We start from the raw sequence: 20,318 nt of genomic DNA on the forward strand, positions 1-20,318 counted from the left end.
CAGTCTGGAGTGCAATCATGACATCCCACGTGCTCGATCTGGCTGGAGCCGGCATTGGTCCGTTCAATCTCAGCATTGCGGCGCAGCTGGATTCGATCCCAGCGGTCACGGCGCAATTTTTTGACAGCCGCCCGGCGTTTTCCTGGCATCCGGGCATGATGCTGCCGGGCGCCGATATGCAGACCTCCTTCCTGAAAGATCTGGTGACAGGGACCAATCCAACCAGCCCCTGGAGCTTCCTGTCCTATCTGGTCCGCCACAAGCGTTTCTATCAGTTTTTGAATGCGGAATATGAGGCGGTGCCGCGCAAGGAATTTGCCGATTATCTGGGCTGGGTGGCCCGTGGCCTGCCATCGCTGTCCTTTGGGCAGACGGTGCGCCAGGTCGATGCGGTGGATCGGCTGTTGTCCATCGATGTGGATGGCGCCCGTGTTCTGGCCCGTAACATGGCCGTTGGCATCGGCAAGAAACCATCCCTGCCGATCTGGGCCGAAGGCCTGCCGAAATCGATGATTTTCCACAGCAGCGAAGCGACCGCGCGGCTCGGTGATATCAAGGCGCGCAGGGTGGCGGTGATTGGCGGCGGCCAGAGCGGCGCCGAGATTGTCGATGCGCTGCTCGACTTGAAAAGTGTTGCGTCGATCCACTGGATCAGCCGCAGGCCGAATTTCGAGCCGCTCGATGCGACACCCTTCACCAACGAATTATTTACTCCGGCTTATATGGATTGCTTCCATGGTCTGGCCGAGGACCTGCGCATTACCCATACCCGCCGCCAGCTTCTGGCCAGTGACGGTGTTTCGCCGTCGACCCTGAAGAAACTCTATCGCCGTCTGTATGAGCGGCAACTGGAAACGGCAGGCAGGGACGAGGGCATGATGTTGCGTCCGCACCGCGACGTGATCGCTGCCAAGCGCAGTGGATCAGTGATCGAACTCACCATGCGCAATGGCTTTGACGACTCAATCGAGACGATTGAGGTCGAGATGATTGTTGCAGCCACCGGCTACCGCTTCGAATTGCCGGAATTCCTGCGCTCGTTTGAAGACCGGATCGAGCAGAACAGCCTGGGTGAACCTGTGCTCAATCGTGATTTTTCGCTCATGTGGGACGGGCCGGAGGAAAACCGGATTTTCGTGCTGAATGCCGGGCGCCATAGCCACGGGATTGCCGAGCCACAGCTCAGTCTGGCGGCCTGGAGAAGTGCGGTTATCGTCAATGCCATGCTTGGCTATGATTATTTCGACCTCACGCAGCCACAACCTATGGTGCAATGGGAAAGCCAGGGCAGGGCGAACGAAATGTCTTCTCGTCTGGGAGAGGCTGCCGAATAAAGCGTTGTTGCGAAAATTGGAGACCGGTTTTCCGACCCTCCTATGCGAAACTAAAACCTTATGGCGTCGTGATGATTCCCGTGTTCATCACGACGCTATTGGCCGGGCCTATGCTTGGAGCAGCATGGTAAGGAATAGCTGACGGCAGGGAGGCGGGTGCATCGATATTAAGGCCTGTTTCGGGCATCCCACTCCTTTGTTTTTGCTTGTTGTATATTCAAAAAATATTGAAAATCAGTAGGTTGCTATTGATTGACAGAAATGGAAAAGTCTCTCTGTTTTATCTTGACTAATTAAATCATGTTTTTTAGTGTGCCCCAGAAATAAGGGGGGAATTCCACGGTTTCAATCTGGGATTTCAAGGCGAGCCCAACATGATAGCCAATATTTCGCAATCGATATGTGACGAACAGATAAACATTGCCCTGATGGTCAAGCCAAAACTGCTGGGCGCTGCACGGCGGATTACCGGTTGTGCCTCTTTGGCGGAAGACGTCGTTCAGGAAGTGCTTTTGCAACTTATCGCAAAGCCGTTGCCGCCTGATATTGCAGTTCCCGCATCCTATATGATGCGGATGGTGCGCAATCTTGCGACCGACCATATGCGCCGACTGCGCTATGAGCGAGGCCTGTTTGCCGATGAGGAAGAGGGTGACAACACTTCCGATTACGGCAGCCCTGAAGAGCATTTGCGCGAAGTGGAAGCCTATCAGGCCTTCTGCTGCACCATAGAGGCTATGCCAGCCCGGACCCGCAAATTCTACGAGGACCATTTCTTCGAAGGGGTACCGCAAAATATCATCGCCAGGCAGGCGGGTGTCTCCTGTGCCCTGGTCTGCGGGCTGCTGCGTGATGCCCATGCCCAATGCCTGGCTGCCATCTGCCCGGATGGGGTGGAATGCCGGGCCTCAAACCGCAAAGTTAAACGCCATGCGTTGCCGACGCCCCCGCTAAACAAGGAGGTACACCCGCTCTATTGCAACCGTTCGGCGGCTTGATGCCTGGTGACATCGACCGGGTTTACGGTCTTGCCGTTGCGGATTTCTGAAATGGTGTTTGCTTTCCTATACCGGCGCTTTCTGCCTGAAACCGCAATGGCGCACCACGTTTTTACGATAAAAAGAATTGAAAAGATGAGTGATTATTGTGCTTGTTATTATCGAATTGACCGCCGACAAGGGCGAAATTTGCCACGACATCATGTCTGAACTGTCCGACTGGTTTACAGAGCCCGCTGTGATTGAGGCGTGTGCCGCAGCGGCCGAGACCTTGCCGATGTTCGGCTGCCTTGACGGGAACACCGTCGCCGGATTTGTCATGCTGAAACCGCATCTGCCCGATGCCGTGGAGATCGTGGCAATCGGCACCCGCCAGGCCTATCATCGCCAGGGCGCAGGCAGGCTTCTTCTATCAGCAGCGGAGGATTTTGCCCGCAAGGCTGGTTGCCGGCTGGTCACGGTGAAAACCCTGGCGCCGCGCGGCAAACAGGAACCGCAATACGACGCCACGCGCGCCTTCTATGACCGAAATGGATTTATTCGAGCCGAAGTGTTTCCCACCCTTTGGCATGAGGAGCATCCGTGTCTGATGCTTGTGAAACCTTTGGCAGCCGGGGATTAATCATCCCCAGCCGATGGGACTGGGCTGAAGTCGCCTTTCCCGGACAAACTCTAGGGACGGCCATCGGGCAGGGGGCAGAGGTCGCCACATCCGGGAACGCCCGGCAGGTTATAGCGCAGGCAGCAGACCTTGCGCTGGAAGTGATCCATGCCGCATTGGTGGCGCGCCAGTTTGATCATGCCAAACAGCGGATTGCGGCTGCCATCCGGCCAATGCTGGCTTGAGATGATCCCAATTGCTTCTTCCATCAGGTGAGGGCCGGCCTGATTGCCGATTTCCTTGATGATCCAGTTGAGATAGACGGCGACATTGTTCCACATCAGTTTTGGCGCAACGCTGCAATGCCCGGCAATCAGGGTAATCACTGGCGCAGCATGGTCGCGCAGGATGGCGTGGAGATCGGCCAGCGCCGGTGCATGGTCCGCAGGGCGGCCTGGACCTGACAGCAGAAATGCTCTTGGTTCGGCTGTTTGTGGATCGCAGACCAGCGACATCTGGGTGAGCCCGAGTGACAATTGACGCCGATGCACCAGACGGTGGACCGTAGGCGCAATGGTCAGGATGCTGAAATAATAGAGCGTCCACATCGAGATCACTGCACGTTTGTCAGCGCCGGGAAATTTGCAAGTGTAGCGGGCGATGATATCGGCGAAGACATCCGGGTCGGCAAGCGAGGTGCAAGGGATAATCTCGGCATCGTCAGGCGCGTCCAGCAGCAGCTTGCCGCGGCAAAAGGCAAAGCGGTCATCGCCCGGCATGTCGGGCGACCAGTCATCGTCGATGGTGGGCAGAACGCCACGCACCAACGGCCTGGACATCTGGATCGTTGATCCCATGGGTTTTTCCCCCGCTTGATCGATTGCTTGCTGCAACAAACCGCAGATTAGAACGCGGATTTTCAGGCGTCAAGAAAACATGATAATAATAATCATATTTATCGTGGAGCGAGGCGATTTATGCGATTGCCTGCGCCGCCGTGCCTTTCGCCCGCATCCGGCGGCGGTAATGGACCGGCTTTTCCATGAAGCGGCGCTGGAAGGCCTCATAAAAGGTTGAGAGCGAGCCGAAACCGGATTCGTAGGCCACTTCGGTAATCGGCATGTCGGAGGAAATCAGCAGCGATTGGGCGGTGTCCAGCCGGTGGCGGATGATCGCCTGGTTGATGGTGGTGCCAACCGCACGCTTGAACAGGCTCATGGCATAGTTGGGATGCAGACCGGCGGCGCGCCCGACATCCTCGGCAGAAATCGTGTCGGGTGCGTGCTCGCCGATGAAACGCAGCATTTTTTCCACATGCAGCATCCAGCCCGCATCGCGTTGGCCAAGGCTTGCCAGCGCCGATCCCTGCTCACGCAGGTCGCGCCAGCCGTCCCGCTCGATACGCATCAGGCGAGCGGTCAGTTCGGAGCGGACGATCTCGATATCGCCCTCATCGCCGCCCAGCAATTCGTCGCGCCAGCGCAGAAAGATTTCACGGTCCCAGGCCCGCAGATGCAAAGCCTCGATGACGGCGCCGCGAAACACCGAATCACGAAACTGGCTCAGGCTGGCCAATCCCAGAAACACCGACATCGGCACATAAAGACAGATAAAGCGGGTGCCTTCCCGCCGATCGATGACCTGATGGGGGATCATCCCCCAGAACAGGCAGAGCCGGCCTTCCGAAATCGTCAGCTCCCGGCCATCGAACCAATAGGTCATCGAGCCTTCCAGCACGAAATTCAGCTCGATCTGGCTGTGCATATGCGGCCCAACCATTTTCTGGACTTCCATCAATTCCCCGGCGCAGAAGCGGTTATCGCCGAATACAACCAAGGGGTGGGCCGGATCGCGTTCGGGGTGTACAGGTGTTGCGCCAAGTCTGTTGATCAAGGGAGGACGTCGAGCCATTTCGCACCGAAAATCTTAGGATACCGGAATTCTAAGCCTGAATTTCGGAGGTAGATTGCGGCTTTCTGGCGCACGGTCAAGGCGCTTTTGCAGGAGGCGGACGCAAAGAAGCTGAAAGTTGCAGAGAGTGCAGGATGTCTTGGGGCCGTTTGGTTAAGGCAAGACATTATGCTGGAGATATAAAATGTTACAGCGACCCTCTCTGTTTCTATAGGGTAGGCGCTGTCATACCGCAGACAATGATTCCTGGGAGGAATATGATGATTTGCTTTAAAACGATGACGGGCCTTAAAGCCGTGACAGGTTTGGCGCTCGGCTACGCATTGACGATGTCAACCGCATTCGCGGGCCAGATTGTGCTCAATTCCGATCAGTCGGACCCAACGCCGAAAAAGGCGATGGAAGAGCTGCTGAAGGATTTCCAGGCCGCCAATCCCGACGTGACCGTCAAGTGGAATAATTTCGACCACGAAGGCTATAAATCCGCGATCCGCAACTTTCTGACGGCTGATGCGCCGGATGTGGTGTCCTGGTATTCTGGCAACCGCATGGCGCCCTTCGTCAAGGCTGGCCTGTTTGAGGATGTCAGCGATATCTGGGCCAAGGACGATCTCAACAATCAGTTGAAATCCGCTACCAAGTCGATGGAAATCGATGGCAAGAAATGGGGCATTCCCTATTCCACCTATCAATGGGGTATTTATTACCGCAAGGATATCTTTGCCGCTCAAGGCATTACACCGCCCAAGACCTGGGCCGAGCTGCTGGCGGCCTGCGACAAGCTGAAAAAGGCTGGCATTACGCCCTTTACCATCGGCACCAAGGCGCTGTGGCCGACAGCAGGCTGGTTTGACTATCTCGATCTGCGCGTCAACGGCTATGAATTCCACATGGACCTGACCGCCGGAAAGGTGCCTTACACCGATCCGCGCGTCAAAGCCGTGTTTGAGAAATGGGCCGAACTGATCAAGCCCGGCTATTTCATCGCCAATCATGCCGCGCTCGACTGGCAGGATGCCATGCCGCAATTCGTGCAGGGCAAGGCGGCCATGTATCTGATGGGTAACTTTGCCGTTGCCCCGATGAAGGATGGCGGGTTGAAGGAAGAGCAGATCGGCTTCCTGCAATTCCCGGAAATCACCCCCGGCCTGCCGCGGGCGGAAGATGCGCCGACCGAATCCTTCCACATCCCCTCGGGCGCCAAGAACAAGACGGATGCGCGCAAGTTCCTGGCTTACCTCGCAAAGCCGGAAACTCAGACCAAGATGAACGCCACCCTTGGTCAGCTGCCGATCAACAACAAGTCGGAAAAATCCAGCGATCCGTTCCTGAGCGCCGGTTTCGACATGCTGTCGAGTGCTTATGCGCTGGCGCAATTCTATGACCGTGACGCGCCCGCCGATATGGCCAAGGCCGGTATGGAAGGCTTCCAGGAATTCATGGTCAAGCCTGACAAGGTCGATGCCATCCTGGCCCGCCTCGATAAGGTCCGCGCCCGCGCTTACAAATAATCGGTTCTCCCGACGGCCGGATGTCGCCCTAGTGGCATCCGACCGGTTTTCAGTCACAGAACGGCTGGGATGCTCCGGCATCCTTGAGCCCTTGCATTAAAGGAGGTGCTGCCGTGAGCACTGCTGCTCCTGTTTCATCCGGATTCTGGAAACGTCACCAGCAACGCATTGCCCCCTGGCTGTTTCTGGCGCCCGGTCTGGTGATGTTTGTCATCTATGTCGTATTGCCGATTTTCCAGTCTGTCTGGATCAGCTTTCACGATTGGGACGGTATCGGCGAAAAAGTCTGGATCGGGCTTGGAAACTATCAGGAATTGCTGGGCGACGAGGCCTTTTACGTCTCCCTGGAAAACAACCTGATCTGGCTGGTGCTCTACCTTCTGGCCATTCCCGGCGGATTGGCGGTGGCGCTGTTCCTTAACCAGACGGTCACCGGTATTCGACTTTATAAGTCATTGTTTTTCTTTCCCTTCGTCATCAGTCAGGTCGTGGTCGGCCTGATGTTCACATGGTTCTATGCGCCGAATTTCGGGCTGTTTTCCGTGCTGATCAAGGATCTGACCGGGCTGGATTTTGCAGTCCTGGCCGACGAGCGTTTCGTTACCTATGGCATTATCGTCGCTGGTCTCTGGCCGCAGACTGCCTATTGCATGATCCTCTATCTGACCGGTCTCAACAACATCAATCCAGAGCAGGTGGAAGCCGCCCGCATGGATGGTGCCAAGGGCTGGTCGCTGCTCAAAAACATCATCCTGCCGCAGCTGGCGCCCGCCACCTTTATCGCCATGGTGGTGACGGTGATTGGCGCGTTGCGCTCCTTCGACCTCGTGTCGATCATGACGGCTGGCGGTCCCTACGGCTCCAGCCGGGTGCTGTCCTATTACATGTATGAGGAAGCGCTGTCGGAATACGGGTTCCGCATGGGCTATGGCGCGGCCATCGCCGTCGTCCTGTTCCTGATCATGATGGTGTTCATCACGCTGTTCGTCGTGCGGATGATTGGCCAGGAAAGGAATAGCTGATGTTTCCGACCCCGATCCAGAAGGCCTCGCCGATTGTCCGGTTCGGCTATAATCTTGTTCTGCCTGTCGCGCTGGTTCTCTGGTTGCTGCCCTTGCTGGGCGTGGCACTGACCTCGGTGCGTCCTGCGGGCGATCTGGCCGCTGGTAATTATTTCGGCATTCCCTCCGGCTTCGCCGGTGTCGAGAACTATTCTGCGGTGTTTCAGAATTCGCCGCTTGGCTGGTACATCCTCAATTCCTTCAAGATTACCATTCCAACCGTGATCGGTGCCGTTGCGCTGTCCTGCCTGACCGGGTTTGCGCTGGCGACCTATAAGTTCAAGGGCAATATCGTTCTGTTCTGCCTGTTCGTTGCCGGTAATTTCATTCCCTTCCAGATCCTCATGGTGCCGGTGCGCGACATGACGCTGAAAATGGGGCTGTATGATACGGTTACCGGCCTGGTGCTGTTTCATGTCGCCTTCCAGACCGGCTTCTGCACGCTGTTCATGCGCAATTTCATCAAGGGATTGCCGTTTGCGCTGATCGAATCGGCGCGGGTCGAGGGCGTGTCGGAATGGCGGATCTTTCGCTATATCGTGCTGCCGTTGATGCGGCCCGCCATCGCGGCGCTGTCCGTACTGGTCTTCACCTTTGTCTGGAACGACTATTTCTGGGCCACGGTTCTGGTGCAGAGCCAGGCCGCCATGCCTGTTACGGCGGGGCTTTATTCGCTGAACGGCCAATGGGTCGCCGCCTGGAACCTGGTTTCCGCCGGGTCGATCGTCGCGGCTTTGCCACCGGTCGCCATGTTTTTCCTGATGCAGCGGCATTTCATTGCCGGATTGACACTTGGAGCAACCAAGGGATGAATGATATTGTAAAGATTGGCGCAAACGGGCTTGTTTTGAGCCTGCTGCTGCCGGAAATCGGCATGCCGGAAATTATCGGCTTTGGACGGACACCTGTTGCTGACTCGGCTTTGTCCGAGGTCGAGCGCTCCAGCCGCATCAACGGCATGGATGAGGCCGTACCTTCTGCGGTGCTGCTGCCGCTGGGTGGCATGGGGTTTTTCGGCTGGCCTGCTATTGCCGGGCATCGATCCGGGCGTGATTTCATCCTGCAATTTGCCGATTGGACGGTGGAAAAGACCGGGCGGATCACGCTGCTCTGCGCTCAGGATGCTGTGGCGGGCATGGCGATCACGCTGCGTTTCGAAACTCTTCCGTCTGGCGTGATCGGTGTCTCCACTGACATCAAGAATATCGGCAATGAGGATTATATCCTGGACCGCTGCATGGCGGCGAGCTTTCCGGCAGAAGCCGGGCAGGTCGATGTGGTCAGCTTTACCGGCATGTGGGGCCGTGAATTCCAGACCCGGCGCGAGACGTTGGGAACGGGCCTTTGGGCGCAGGAAAGCCGCCGGGGCCGCACCTCCCATGACCGGTTCCCAATGCTGACAATCGAAGGCGAGGCGCAGAGCTTCGGCGTTGCGCTCGGCTGGAGCGGTAACCACCAGATCGTCATCGACCGGCTGGACGATGGCCGCCGCCTCGTGCATCTCGGCGAAATGTTTGAGCCTGGCGAAACGATCCTTACGCCGGGCGAGAGCTATCGCAGCCCGGTTGCCTATGCCGGTGCGGATCGGGCGGCGTTCCATGCCTTTGTCCGCGATGATCTCATGCATTGGCCTGATGGTGCGATGTCGCCGCGTCCTGTGACCTTGAATACCTGGGAGGGCAATTACTTTGACCACCAGATGCAATCGCTGAAGGCGCAGGCGACATCCGCCGCCGAGCTTGGCATCGAGCGTTTCGTGCTGGATGACGGCTGGTTCGGCAAGCGTGACGACGACACGACCAGCCTTGGCGATTGGGACATCGACGCCCGTAAGTATCCTGAGGGTCTGTCGCCACTGGTCGATCATGTCACCGGACTTGGCATGCAGTTCGGCATCTGGTTCGAGCCGGAAATGGTCAACCCGGTCTCCACCCTCTATGACCTGCATCCCGACTGGGTCTTGCAGGTCAAGGGCCGCCCTTTGCTGACATCCCGCAACCAGCTGGTGCTGGACCTGACGCGGCCAGAGGTGAGCGATTATCTGTTTGAAAAGATCGACGCGGTGCTGGCCAATCATGCTGTCTCCTATATCAAATGGGACATGAATCGCGACCTGACCCATGCGGGTGGACGCGACGGGCGGGCGAAAATCTCCATCCAGACCCGCGCCGTCTACGCGCTGATGGATCGGGTGCGGGCTGCCCATCCACAGGTGGAGATCGAAAGCTGTGCCTCCGGCGGTGGCCGGATCGATTACGGTGCGCTTGCCCGGACCCACCGGGTTTGGACTTCGGACTGCACCGATGCGCTGGAGCGGCTGGAAATTCAGCGTGGTGCCTCGGTTTTCGTGCCACCGGAAGTGCTTGGGAGCCATATTTCAGCCTCGCCAAACCACCAGACGGAGCGTCGTCATACGCTCGCCTTCCGGGCGCTGGTGGCACTGGCCTATCACCTCGGTGTCGAGTTGAACCCGCTGGAACTGGAAGGCGAGGAACGCGCTGAGCTGAAGTCCTGGATTGCCATCCACAAGCGGCTGCGGCCCCTGCTGCATGCGCCAGGCGCCAATTTCTCCAAAGAGCCGCGTGATGGGCGCTATGTCTGGGGTGCGGCGGACAGCAAGCGCATTGCCGTCTTCGTTGCCCAAGGGCCGCAAATGGTGGGCGAACAGCCGGAGCCGCTGACCCTGCCTGACGTCGTGACCCGCATTGGCGGACGCTGGAAGATTGCGGCTACGCATCCGGCTGCGCCGAATTTCATTCGTATATCCGAAGGGCAGAAGCGCCTGTTGGCTGGCCAGGTCACGTTTGACCTTGCAGATCTCAAGCTTGGCGGCTTGCCGCTGCCAATGCTGCGGCCGGAAAGCGCAATCCTGCTGGAACTGGAACCTGTCGAGAGAGGAGACCACCATGGCTGATGTAAGCCTGCGGGGCGTCAAGAAACAATTCGGCGCGCTGAGCGTCATCAAGGGCGTCGATCTCGACGTCAAGGACGGCGAATTCTGCGTGTTCGTCGGCCCTTCCGGTTGCGGCAAGTCCACGCTTCTGCGGATGATCGCCGGGCTGGAAGATATTACCTCCGGTGGGTTGACGATTGGCGGCAAGGATATGACCCGGATCGGCCCGTCTGAACGCGGTGTCGCCATGGTTTTCCAATCCTATGCGCTTTACCCGCATATGACGGTGCGCGACAATATCGGCTTTGGCCTGAAGATGACCGGCCATCCCAAGCAGATGATCGAGGCGCGAACCAAAAAGGCAGCCGAGCTGCTGCAACTGGATGCTTTGATGGAGCGTAAGCCGGGCCAATTATCCGGTGGCCAGCGCCAGCGTGTCGCCATTGGCCGCGCCATCGTGCGTGAACCGGAAGTCTTCCTGTTCGATGAGCCGCTGTCCAATCTGGATGCCGCCCTTCGGGTGCAGATGCGCACCGAGCTGTCCAAGCTGCATCAGGATCTGAAGGCGACGATGATCTACGTGACCCACGACCAGGTGGAAGCCATGACCATGGCCGACAAGATCGTTGTGCTATCGGCTGGCCTGATCGAGCAGGTCGGAACGCCGCTGGAGCTTTATCACCGGCCAAACAATCTGTTTGTCGCAGGCTTTATCGGTTCGCCGAAAATGAATGTCCTGCCTGTAACGGTGGCGCCCGCAGACGGCGGCAAAGTGGTGGTGACGCTGGCCGATGGCGCGGCGATCACGCTCGATGCGCAGGGCAAGGCAATCAGCCCGGGCAAGATGACGCTCGGCATTCGCCCCGAACATATCGATGCGACGGGCAAGGGTGATCTCGTTTTGTCGCGGCCAGTGCGGCTCGCCGAATATCTCGGGTCCGAAACACTGTTTTTCGTCACTCTGGCCGATGGCACGGAATTATCCGTCAAGGCGGACGGGCTGGCGACGGCCAAGCCGGGAGAAACCCTGTCCATCGGCATTCCAGCCGCTGCCTGCCATCTGTTCGATTCCTCGGGCAAAGCTGTGATCAACGGGGACCTGACACGATAATGCTGGGTGTTTGCTATTATCCTGAACATTGGCCGGAGAGCCAATGGCAAATCGATGCGCAGAACATGCGCAAGCTTGGCATTTCCTATGTGCGGATCGGCGAATTCGCCTGGTCGCGGTTGGAGGCGAGGCGGGGCCAGTTCACCGTCGAATGGCTGGACCGGGCTATCGATATTCTGCATGCGGCGGGCCTGAAGGTGGTGCTCGGCACCCCGACCGCCACACCGCCGAAATGGTTGATGGACGAGCATCCCGACATTGCGCCCTATGATGCCGACGGGACTGTGCGCGGCTTCGGCTCGCGCCGCCATTACAGTTTTTCGAGCGAAATATGGTGGACCGAAAGCGCTCGAATCGTTGAAGTCATCGCCAAGCGCTACGGCACCCATCCGGGCATTGCTGGCTGGCAGACCGATAACGAATATGGTTGCCACGACACCACGGTGTCCTGGGGGCCTGAAGACCTGAAGGCCTTTCGTCGCTGGTTGCGGATGCGGTATCAGACCACTGACCAGCTCAATGAGGCCTGGGGCTCGGTGTTCTGGTCGATGGAGTTCAACAGTTTCGATGAAGTCGAGCTACCGACCCGCACCGTGACCGAACCGAACCCGGCACAGCGGCTGGATTTCTGGCGCTTCTCCTCCGATCAGGTGGCCGCCTATGATAAAATGCAGGTGGATATTATCCGCAAGCATTCGCCGGGCCGCTGGATCACCCATAATTTCATGGGCTTCATCAATGATTTCGATCATTTCCAGGTCGGCGACAATCTCGATCTCGCCAGTTGGGACAGCTACCCGATCGGCTTTGTCGAAAAATTCCCGTTTACCGAAGAGGAGCGCAATCGCTGGGCGGAGACCTCACATCCCGACATCGCGCCCTTCCACCATGATCTTTATCGCGGTGTTGGCCGTGGCCGGTTCTGGGTGATGGAGCAGCAGCCCGGTCCGGTCAATTGGGCGCCATGGAACCCGGTTCCCAAGCCCGGCATGGTCAGGCTGTGGACCTGGGAAGCATTGGCGCATGGGGCAGAAGTGGTCAGCTATTTCCGCTGGCGCCAGGCACCTTTTGCGCAGGAGCAGATGCATGCCGGCCTCAATCTGCCGGGGCTTGATGAATGGTCGGTCGGTGGGCTGGAAGCACATGCCGTGGCTGGCGAACTGGCAGCGCTTGGCGATCTGCCTGAGAGTGTTCAGGCGCCTGTGGCCCTGGTCTATGACTATGCCAGCTATTGGGCGACAAAGATCCAGCCGCAGGGCCGGGACTTCCGCTATGAGGAATTGGCGTTCCGCTGGTACGAAGCAGCCCGCCGCCTGGGGCTAGACGTGGATTTTGTGCGTCCCGGCGCCGACTTGTCCGGTTATAAACTGGTGCTCGTTCCCTGCCTGATGCAGGTCAACGAGATGGCGCTCGCGGCGTTTCAGAAGACGGATGCCATTGTGCTTTACGGCCCGCGTACCGGTTCACGCGACGAGAAATTCCGTATTCCAGAAAATCTGCCGCCTGGTCCGCTGGCTCCCTTGACCGGCACACGCCAAACCCAGGTTGCCTCGCTGCGGCCCGGTCTTGGCGATAGCGTTTCAGGCTCCGTTTCAGGCCGGGCCATCCGCTGGCGGGAATATCTGGAAACCACGGCAACCGTCGTCGCCACATTCGAAAACGGCGACCCGGCCCTGACGAGCCAGAACGGCCACCACTATCTGGCCTGCTGGCCAGGCCCGGCTTTGCTCTCCTCGACGCTGGCGATGCTGGCAGAAAAGGCTGGTCTAGAAACCCTTGTTTTGCCGGAGCATATCCGCATCCGCCGCCGTGGTCGCCTGACCTTCGCCTTCAACTATGGGACCGAGGACTGGACCATTCCGGCATCCGGCGCGTTCCTATTGGGTGGCCCGGTGCTCAAGCCGCAACAATTGGCGGTTTGGGCCTGATTGTCAGGGCTTGATTGCTGATATTATCGAGACAATGCGTCTCCTTCGCAAGGAGGCGCATACTGCCATGCTTGGGCTTGTTTGGCGCGTTGACACCTCGGAAGAAGGCCGAGCAGGACGGAGGAGACAGTGCTAACAGTTTCAGCAGTTTTCACGCTTATTATTGAAACTCCTGCGCCATCCCAGCAAGATCGTCCCAGAGGCTCTCGGCAAAGCCGCGCAACACCAGAAGCTCGAATTGGTCCTCTGCTGTTCGGCAGAGATTAACGGCGATGTGACCGATCAGTGTCGTCGTTGCCGCACCGATTGCGAAGTAATCGGGGTGAAGATCAAGGGCAGTACCTTTGGCCAAAACGTGGCGTACGGGTGCGCCGCTGATTCTGATCAGCACCCGACCATGACTTTGATCGACAACAAAGACGCTTGCATCAAAGGTGGGAGTTTGATCCACCCCTGCGGAGCCAGTTGCAAACCATTGGCCGGGACCCGCACTGCGGAGATCAAAGCCCACCGGCGGGGTGGGTGCAGTATCGCCCGGCTTGCCAAGCACATGCAGCACCGTTGCCTCATGCAGGCTCTCCAGAGTCAAAGCACCAAACTTTGCAACACCTTTATCTGCAAGCGATGCCCGGCGAAGAAGCGGAAATTCAGAAAGAGCTGTTTCAGGCATGGAGCTTCTCATTGTTTGGGTCAACAAAAACCGGGCTTACCAGCTTGGCTGGCGTAAACTCGTTGCGAAGACCATTCCACACCAGTACTTCTTCACCATGGCGAGCGGCGCCGCCCTTCACCAACGCAAGGCCGATGGTGGAGCCGATATGCGGTGAGAAGCAGGATGAGGTGATATAGCCCTGATCATTAGCAAGCGTTGGATCTGCGTCCTTGTTCAGAATATGCGCGCCTGTTTTGAAGCTTGTCTTAGCATCCAAAGGCATGACGCCGACCAGTTGTGGGCGATCCGAGGCAGTTAAGCCTTCTCGGTTCAGCATATGCTTGCCGATGAAATCGGGCTTGGTGGCGCTGACCATTTTGCCAAAGCCAAGATCAGCAGGCACCACCGTGCCATTGATCTCATTGTGGGTGACATGGCCTTTTTCGATGCGCAGCACCGATAGCGCTTCAATGCCATAAGGCTGAATGCCATGCTCCTTGCCCGCCAGCATCGCCGCATCAGCAATGCTTTCGCCATAATCGGCAGGCACGGCCAATTCAAAGGCCAGTTCGCCGGAGAAGGAAATGCGGAACAACCGCCCCTTCAATCGACCACCCAAGAGAGAGACATCCTTGGCGGCAAGATAGGGGAAGGCCTCATTGGAAATGTCCTCATCAACGAGCTTTTGCAAAATGGCGCGGGATTTTGGTCCGGCCACCGCCATTTGCGCCCATTGGTCGGTAACAGAGGCCAGCCGCACATCCAGCTCTGGCCAATGCACCTGGGCGCAGAATTCCAGATGGTTCATCACCCCCGCCGCATAGGCCGTAGTGGTGGTCATGAAATAACGGTTTTCACCTAAGCGGCTGGTGGTGCCGTCGTCATAGATAAAGCCATCTTCGCGCAGCATCAGCCCATAGCGGGCCTTGCCGACCGGCAATTTCAAAAAGGCGTTGCAATAGACGCGGTTCAAAAACTCTGCCGCATCCGCCCCGCAAATCTCGATTTTGCCAAGCATGGAAACATCGCAAATCCCGGCATTGGTTCGGAGGTTTTTGACCTCGCGGTCCACGCTTTCGCGCCAGCCGGCCTCGTTGGTCTGAGGGAACCATGCCGAGCGATACCATAGCCCGGTTTCCACAAAGGTAGCGCCATTCTTCGCCGCCCAATCATGCAAGGGTGATTTGCGCACCGGCTGAAAATGCTTGCCATGCGATGTGCCTGCCAGCGCCCCAAAGGACACAGGCGTGTAGAAAGGCCGGAATGTCGTGGTGCCAACATCGGCGGGAGATACACGCCGTGCTTCCGCCAGCAGCCCGATGGCATTGACATTGGACAGCTTGCCCTGATCCGTCGCCATGCCATTGGTGGTGTAGCGCTTGGCAAGCTCCACATGGCCATAGCCTTCCTGCACGGCAAGGCCCAGATCCTTGGTGTGTACGTCGTTTTGAAAATCCACGAAGGCTTTGGTCTTGATACCGGGTATGGACCAGACCGGCTTTGCAGGGGTGGGGATAATGTCACCCTCAACACTCGGCATATCCAGCGCTTGAATCGTGAAACCCAGAGCCGTCAGTGCTTGTTTTGCCTGCTCAAAACCAGATGCCATGCAAGCAGCAATCCCAAAGACACCGGCCGCCGAACCCGCCAAAACCAGATTGTTCAAGCTCTCCGGGGCCAGAAAGGCCGAATGCTCATCTGACCAGCGCGGCTTGCCGCCTCTGTGGCAGGCAAGATGAACGATCGGACTAAAGCCCCCCGACATGGCGAGACTATCCACCTCAAGCCGCTCCAACTGGCCTTCGCGCCACAGATCAAGCCCCTCGACAGATTTGCCGCCATACACATTGCTGACTAAACCACCTCGCACCAATCGCGCCTTGCCCTGATAAGCAATCGTTGCGTCACGTCGGCTATCAATCAGTGCTGAAACATTAACGCCTGCGGCTTCAAGGTCCGCCGCGAGCGCATAGCCGCTGTCATTGGTTGTGAAAATGGCGGTCTTCTTTCCCGGCGCGACGCCATACTGATTGAGGTAACGGCGCATGGCTCCGGCCATCATCACGCCGGGAATATCATTGCCGCCGAACACCAGCGGGCGCTCCTCGGCACCCGTCGCCAAAATGGCTTTCTTCGCCGCAATGCGCCATAGGCGTTCCACCGGGCGGTTGGCGGCGGGGAGAGCGATGTGTTTTTGCACCCGCTCAACCGCGCCGAAAACATTGCCATCATACCAGCCAAACGCTGTGGTGCGGGCAAAAATTTGCACATTGGGCAGGCTTTCCAGCTCTGCCTTTGTGGTAGTGACAAAATCAGAGGCAGCAACACCATTGATCAAAGCTGTTTCGGCCAGCAGCCCGCCGCCAATCTCCGCCTGCTCATCCAGCAGAATAACCCGCGCACCCGCACGGCCAGCAGCCAGAGCCGCCATCAAACCGGCGGCACCTGCACCAATGACCAGCAGGTCACAATGCGCCCAGCATTTTTCATAGGCATCGGGATCGGCTTCATAGCTTGCCTTGCCGAGACCGGCTGCCTTGCGGATTATCGGCTCATAGAGCTTTTCCCAAAACTTGGCAGGCCACATGAAGGTTTTGTAGTAAAAACCAGCACTCAAAAACGGCGATAGCAGGCTGTTGATCGCACCGACATCATGCTCAAGGCTTGGCCAGCGATTTTGGCTGTTGGCTTCCAGCCCGGCATAAAGCTCCTGCATGGTGGCACGGGTGTTGGGTTCTGTGCGTCCGCCGCGACCAATGGTCATCAACGCATTCGGCTCGGCGGCTCCTGCCGTCAGAATGCCGCGCGGACGGTGATATTTGAAGCTGCGGCCTACCAATTGCTGGCCATTGGCCAACAGCGCAGACGCCAGCGTATCGCCCGCAAAGCCGCTCATGGCTTTGCCGTCAAAGGTGAAGGGAAGCGCGGTTTTGCGATCCACCAGACCGCCGCTTTTCAGACGATAGGATGTCATGCGCTCACCCCTTTGCGTGTTGATGCATCAAAGCTTGCGGAAATTTCGTGCGTGGCAGTGTCTCGGCACACAACAATCCAGCGGCGGCAACCGGATGTGTGGTGCCAGTATTCTTCATAGGCTCCGCGTGGATTGTCTCGCAGGTAGACGTAATCATGCCAGACATCAGGACCAGCATCAGCGGCGGGGCGCGCTAACGCTGCACCCTTGATGGTGTATTCTTCTTTGGGTCTTGGCCCGCAATGGGGGCAGGGAATGAGGCTCGCCATAATCAGAATCCTTAATGCAGGTTCGGCTGGGCACCCTGGCCCTTTTCATCGAGAATATAACCGCGTTCAAACCGATCCAGCCGGAAGGCGCGCGCCGTTTCATGGCTTTCGCCCTTGGCGATCAGATGTGCAAAGCAATAGCCAGAGGCAGGCGTGGCCTTGAAACCGCCATAGCACCAGCCGGAATTGAGATAGAGATTGTCCAGATGCACCTTGTCGATGATCGGCGAGCCATCCATGCTCATATCCATCACGCCGCCCCAGCTGCGCAGCACCCGGATGCGCGACAGCGCCGGAATCATCGCCTTACCCGCTTCGGCCACATGCTCAACGGTGGCTAAGTTGCCGCGCTGGGCGTAGGAATTATAGCCATCAATATCGCCGCCAAACACCAGCCCGCCCTTATCCGATTGCGAGACGTAAAAATGGCCAGCGCCAAAGGTGACGACGCAATCGATAAAGGGTTTTAGCCCCTCCGAGACAAAGGCTTGCAGCACATGGCTTTCCATCGGCAATTTCAGCCCTGCCATCTCGGCCACGCGGGATGAATTGCCCGCAGCCGCCAGCGCCAACTTTCCGCAGCCAATAAAGCCGCGTGTGGTTTCCACGCCAACCACCTTACCATTTTCCCGACGAATGCCCGTGACTTCGCAGTTTTGAAGAATGTCCACACCATGGGTATCCGCCCCACGCGCATAACCCCACGCCACCGCATCATGGCGCACCGTGCCGCCGCGCCGCTGCATCAAACCGCCTTGAATGGGGAAGCGTGCGTTGTCGTAATCCAGAAACGGCAGCATGGCTCTAATGGCATCACGGTCCAGCAATTCAGCATCCACGCCATGCAGCCGCATGGCATTGCCGCGCCGCGTATAGGCATCGCGCTGGGCGTCGGAATGATAGAGATTGACCACGCCGCGCTGCGACACCATGGCGTTGAAATTGAAATCCTGCTCCAGCCCTTCCCATAGTTTCATGGAAAACTCGTAGAAAGGATTGTTACCCGGCAGCAGATAATTGGAGCGGATGATGGTGGTGTTGCGCCCCACATTACCGGAGCCGATATAGCCCTTTTCCACCACGGCGATATTTTTGATGCCGAAGGTTTTGGAAAGGTAATAGGCCGTGGCCAGACCATGGCCACCACCGCCAACAATCACCACATCATAGTGCGGCTTTGGCTCTGGTTGTCGCCAATGGGCCGCCCAGTTTTTGTTGCCGCGAAGACCGTTCAGAAAAATCGACAAAGCCGAATAGCGCATGATGCCCGCTCGTTTCAGGATTTGGTGGACGGGGGATGGTTGGTGACCACCGCACATTGGTGAGAAGACTAACCAGTCCAGCTCATATGACATTGCATAAAAAAGACATTTTGCGATATAAAAAGGACATGAACGAAAACTCCTCCACCCAAGCTTACGGCTTTATCCTGACGCCGAATTTTGCGCTGATGTCCTTCTCATCGGCCACTGAGCCACTGCGCGCCGCCAATTTGCTGGCGCAAACGCCGCTTTATGCCATCAGGCCGCTTTCCATGCGGGGCCAGCCTGTACGCTGTTCGGCAGGTTTTGATATTCCCTGCGAAGATCTGGCCTTGGAAGGTGGGAACTGCCATACACTGTTTGTGGTCGCGGGCGGCAATCCGATAGACTGGATAAGTACCACCGACCTTCATGCGACTTTGCGCAAACTATCCCGCCAAGGGGTTCGCATTGGTGGCATTTCCAGCGGAGCCTATGTGCTGGCGCAAGCGGGTCTTTTACAGGAGCGGGATTTTACCATTCACTGGGAACACGCCCCTGCCCTTCGGGAAGCCTTCCCTGACCTTGCCCCGCGCCAAGCCCGTTATGTGCTGGATGGCGATAGGCTGACCTGCGGCGGTGGCGTGGCCCCGCTAGATATGATGCATGCCTTGATTGGCGAGCGGATGGGGCCGGAATTTGCCCGCCGGGTCAGCGATTGGTATCTGCATACCGCCGTGACTGATGCGAGTGCCCCGCAACGTGGCTCATCGGTGGAGCGTTTTGGCACCCATCATCCGGCGCTGGTGACGGCTTTGGAAAAAATGGAAGCCACACTGGAAAACCCGCTGGATCGGCTGGCAATCGCGCGGCTGGTGGGCATCACACCCCGGCATCTGGATCGGTTGTTTGCCAGCCATATGCGATTGAGCTTTCACGATACCTACCGCCATATGCGGCTTTCACATGCCCGCAAACTGTTGGAGCAAAGTCCCCTGTCGCTGTCTGAAATTGCCTTTGCCACCGGCTTTTCCAGCGCCTCGCATTTTTCACGGGCATTCAAACAGCAGTTTGGCATTCAGCCAAAATCGGTTAGATCGTAATTTCACGAATATTTAGTGTAGGCGCGGAGTAAGGGGCAGGCATGGCCAAAACCGACACAAAGGCAGCAAAGGCGGCCAAGGCAATATTGGCGCAAGACCCCCATGCTGTGCGCGAGCCACGCGCCAATAATCTCGAAATGGCCATTGGCCATGAGGTACGCACTTTTCGCAAAAAACTCGGCATCACCGTGGCCGATCTGGCAACGGCCACCGGCATGTCGGTCGGCATGTTGTCCAAGATTGAAAACGGCAATATTTCCGCCTCGCTCGGGACGCTGCAATCGCTCTCCAAGGCGCTCGGCGTGCCGATGACGGCCTTCTTTAAAGGCTATGAAGAACCGCGCAGCGCAAGCTTCGTAAAGGCGGGTGAAGGCGTGCATCTGGAGCGGCGCGGCACCCGTGCGGGCCATCATTACAGCCTGCTTGGCCATATTGAAAACAACACCTCCGGCGTGGTGGTGGAGCCATATCTCATCACGCTCAACACCGAATCCGATGTGTTTCCCACCTTCCAGCATGAGGGCATGGAGTTTCTCTACATGCTGGAGGGAGAGGTGGTCTATCGCCATGGCGAAAGCCTCTACCGCATGCAGCCGGGCGACAGCCTGTTTTTTGATGCCGATGCGCCGCATGGCCCCGAAGAACTGGTCACGCTACCTGCCCGCTATCTCTCCATCATCTCCTACCCTCATCAGAAATAATTGCCTTGCAGGAAATTTTTATTCCTAAGG

The 20,318-nt window shown here is 57.7% G+C and carries 17 protein-coding genes; 11 read left to right on the forward strand and 6 right to left on the reverse strand.

Annotated features, from left to right (window positions below; translation table 11 throughout):
• The first annotated feature begins 17 nt into the window (after positions 1–17).
• From V6582_RS25865 to V6582_RS25875, 3 genes are all read left to right on the forward strand, one after another.
• On the forward strand, positions 18–1,334 hold the full coding sequence (locus V6582_RS25865; protein WP_156632404.1) for a lysine N(6)-hydroxylase/L-ornithine N(5)-oxygenase family protein: 1,317 nt from the start codon (positions 18–20) through the stop codon (positions 1,332–1,334).
• A 374-nt stretch (positions 1,335–1,708) separates the two neighbouring features.
• Complete coding sequence (locus V6582_RS25870) at positions 1,709–2,332, forward strand: sigma-70 family RNA polymerase sigma factor (RefSeq protein ID WP_156632403.1); 624 nt, start codon at positions 1,709–1,711, stop codon at positions 2,330–2,332.
• Between the two features lie 202 nt (positions 2,333–2,534).
• A complete protein-coding gene (locus V6582_RS25875) occupies positions 2,535–2,954 on the forward strand; it encodes a GNAT family N-acetyltransferase (RefSeq protein WP_156632476.1) in 420 nt (139 codons plus the stop codon).
• Between the two features lie 50 nt (positions 2,955–3,004).
• Here V6582_RS25875 and fhuF read toward each other — a convergent pair whose 3' ends face one another.
• Both fhuF and V6582_RS25885 read right to left on the reverse strand, forming a co-directional pair.
• Entirely contained in the window at positions 3,005–3,790 is a 786-nt protein-coding gene (gene fhuF / locus V6582_RS25880) for a siderophore-iron reductase FhuF (RefSeq protein WP_156632402.1), read from the reverse strand.
• A gap of 118 nt (positions 3,791–3,908) precedes the next feature.
• Complete coding sequence (locus V6582_RS25885) at positions 3,909–4,844, reverse strand: helix-turn-helix domain-containing protein (RefSeq protein WP_156632401.1); 936 nt, start codon at positions 4,842–4,844, stop codon at positions 3,909–3,911.
• 260 nt (positions 4,845–5,104) lie between these two features.
• Between V6582_RS25885 and V6582_RS25890 the strand changes: the two genes are divergently transcribed.
• The 6 genes from V6582_RS25890 (at position 5,105) to V6582_RS25915 (ending at position 13,348) form a co-directional block, all read left to right on the forward strand.
• Positions 5,105–6,355 carry an ABC transporter substrate-binding protein gene (locus V6582_RS25890; RefSeq protein WP_420360196.1) on the forward strand — a complete coding sequence of 417 codons (1,251 nt, stop codon included), beginning with the start codon at positions 5,105–5,107 and terminating at the stop codon, positions 6,353–6,355.
• A gap of 113 nt (positions 6,356–6,468) precedes the next feature.
• A complete protein-coding gene (locus V6582_RS25895) occupies positions 6,469–7,377 on the forward strand; it encodes a carbohydrate ABC transporter permease (RefSeq protein ID WP_337739292.1) in 909 nt (302 codons plus the stop codon).
• A complete protein-coding gene (locus tag V6582_RS25900; protein ID WP_070165571.1) occupies positions 7,377–8,228 on the forward strand; it encodes a carbohydrate ABC transporter permease in 852 nt (283 codons plus the stop codon). The genes V6582_RS25895 and V6582_RS25900 overlap by 1 nt, the downstream gene beginning before the upstream one ends.
• Positions 8,225–10,330 (forward strand): alpha-galactosidase, encoded by a 2,106-nt coding sequence (locus V6582_RS25905; RefSeq protein WP_156632399.1) that lies wholly within the window; start codon positions 8,225–8,227, stop codon positions 10,328–10,330. The genes V6582_RS25900 and V6582_RS25905 overlap by 4 nt, the downstream gene beginning before the upstream one ends.
• A complete protein-coding gene (locus tag V6582_RS25910; protein ID WP_156632398.1) occupies positions 10,323–11,420 on the forward strand; it encodes an ABC transporter ATP-binding protein in 1,098 nt (365 codons plus the stop codon). Before V6582_RS25905 ends, V6582_RS25910 begins: the two co-directional genes overlap by 8 nt.
• On the forward strand, positions 11,420–13,348 hold the full coding sequence (locus V6582_RS25915) for a beta-galactosidase (RefSeq protein ID WP_156632397.1): 1,929 nt from the start codon (positions 11,420–11,422) through the stop codon (positions 13,346–13,348). Before V6582_RS25910 ends, V6582_RS25915 begins: the two co-directional genes overlap by 1 nt.
• 160 nt (positions 13,349–13,508) lie before the next feature.
• Here the strand turns inward: V6582_RS25915 and V6582_RS25920 are convergent, their stop codons facing one another.
• The 4 genes from V6582_RS25920 to V6582_RS25935 are packed head-to-tail and all read right to left on the reverse strand — an operon-like array spanning position 13,509 to position 18,505.
• Positions 13,509–14,018, reverse strand: coding sequence for a sarcosine oxidase subunit gamma family protein (locus V6582_RS25920; protein ID WP_234889715.1), 510 nt, complete (start codon positions 14,016–14,018; stop codon positions 13,509–13,511).
• On the reverse strand, positions 14,011–16,974 hold the full coding sequence (locus V6582_RS25925; RefSeq protein ID WP_156632395.1) for a sarcosine oxidase subunit alpha: 2,964 nt from the start codon (positions 16,972–16,974) through the stop codon (positions 14,011–14,013). The genes V6582_RS25920 and V6582_RS25925 overlap by 8 nt, the downstream gene beginning before the upstream one ends.
• Positions 16,971–17,243, reverse strand: coding sequence for a sarcosine oxidase subunit delta (locus V6582_RS25930; RefSeq protein ID WP_156632394.1), 273 nt, complete (start codon positions 17,241–17,243; stop codon positions 16,971–16,973). Before V6582_RS25930 ends, V6582_RS25925 begins: the two co-directional genes overlap by 4 nt.
• Positions 17,244–17,254: 11 nt before the next feature.
• A complete protein-coding gene (locus tag V6582_RS25935) occupies positions 17,255–18,505 on the reverse strand; it encodes a sarcosine oxidase subunit beta family protein (RefSeq protein WP_156632393.1) in 1,251 nt (416 codons plus the stop codon).
• A gap of 128 nt (positions 18,506–18,633) precedes the next feature.
• On the opposite strand from V6582_RS25935, the gene V6582_RS25940 reads away from it, so the two are divergent.
• A complete protein-coding gene (locus V6582_RS25940; RefSeq protein ID WP_156632392.1) occupies positions 18,634–19,587 on the forward strand; it encodes a GlxA family transcriptional regulator in 954 nt (317 codons plus the stop codon).
• Positions 19,588–19,628: 41 nt separating this feature from the next.
• Positions 19,629–20,288 (forward strand): helix-turn-helix domain-containing protein, encoded by a 660-nt coding sequence (locus V6582_RS25945; RefSeq protein ID WP_156632391.1) that lies wholly within the window; start codon positions 19,629–19,631, stop codon positions 20,286–20,288.
• Positions 20,289–20,318 lie beyond the last annotated feature (30 nt).

The sequence above is a fragment of the Agrobacterium vitis genome (assembly GCF_037039395.1).
GTDB lineage: Bacteria > Pseudomonadota > Alphaproteobacteria > Rhizobiales > Rhizobiaceae > Allorhizobium > Allorhizobium vitis_E.

Bases quoted from the DNA above. Each gene is read 5' to 3' on its own strand.
- V6582_RS25885 (WP_156632401.1), bottom strand. From the start codon at position 4,844: ATGGCTCGACGTCCTCCCTTGATCAACAGACTTGGCGCAACACCTGTA.
- V6582_RS25930 (WP_156632394.1), bottom strand. From the start codon at position 17,243: ATGGCGAGCCTCATTCCCTGCCCCCATTGCGGGCCAAGACCCAAAGAA.
- V6582_RS25900 (WP_070165571.1), top strand. From the start codon at position 7,377: ATGTTTCCGACCCCGATCCAGAAGGCCTCGCCGATTGTCCGGTTCGGC.
- V6582_RS25915 (WP_156632397.1), top strand. From the start codon at position 11,420: ATGCTGGGTGTTTGCTATTATCCTGAACATTGGCCGGAGAGCCAATGG.
- V6582_RS25910 (WP_156632398.1), top strand. From the start codon at position 10,323: ATGGCTGATGTAAGCCTGCGGGGCGTCAAGAAACAATTCGGCGCGCTG.
- V6582_RS25945 (WP_156632391.1), top strand. From the start codon at position 19,629: ATGGCCAAAACCGACACAAAGGCAGCAAAGGCGGCCAAGGCAATATTG.
- V6582_RS25870 (WP_156632403.1), top strand. From the start codon at position 1,709: ATGATAGCCAATATTTCGCAATCGATATGTGACGAACAGATAAACATT.
- V6582_RS25920 (WP_234889715.1), bottom strand. From the start codon at position 14,018: ATGCCTGAAACAGCTCTTTCTGAATTTCCGCTTCTTCGCCGGGCATCG.
- fhuF (WP_156632402.1), bottom strand. From the start codon at position 3,790: ATGGGATCAACGATCCAGATGTCCAGGCCGTTGGTGCGTGGCGTTCTG.
- V6582_RS25925 (WP_156632395.1), bottom strand. From the start codon at position 16,974: ATGACATCCTATCGTCTGAAAAGCGGCGGTCTGGTGGATCGCAAAACC.
- V6582_RS25905 (WP_156632399.1), top strand. From the start codon at position 8,225: ATGAATGATATTGTAAAGATTGGCGCAAACGGGCTTGTTTTGAGCCTG.
- V6582_RS25890 (WP_420360196.1), top strand. From the start codon at position 5,105: ATGATTTGCTTTAAAACGATGACGGGCCTTAAAGCCGTGACAGGTTTG.
- V6582_RS25865 (WP_156632404.1), top strand. From the start codon at position 18: ATGACATCCCACGTGCTCGATCTGGCTGGAGCCGGCATTGGTCCGTTC.
- V6582_RS25940 (WP_156632392.1), top strand. From the start codon at position 18,634: ATGAACGAAAACTCCTCCACCCAAGCTTACGGCTTTATCCTGACGCCG.
- V6582_RS25875 (WP_156632476.1), top strand. From the start codon at position 2,535: ATGTCTGAACTGTCCGACTGGTTTACAGAGCCCGCTGTGATTGAGGCG.
- V6582_RS25935 (WP_156632393.1), bottom strand. From the start codon at position 18,505: ATGCGCTATTCGGCTTTGTCGATTTTTCTGAACGGTCTTCGCGGCAAC.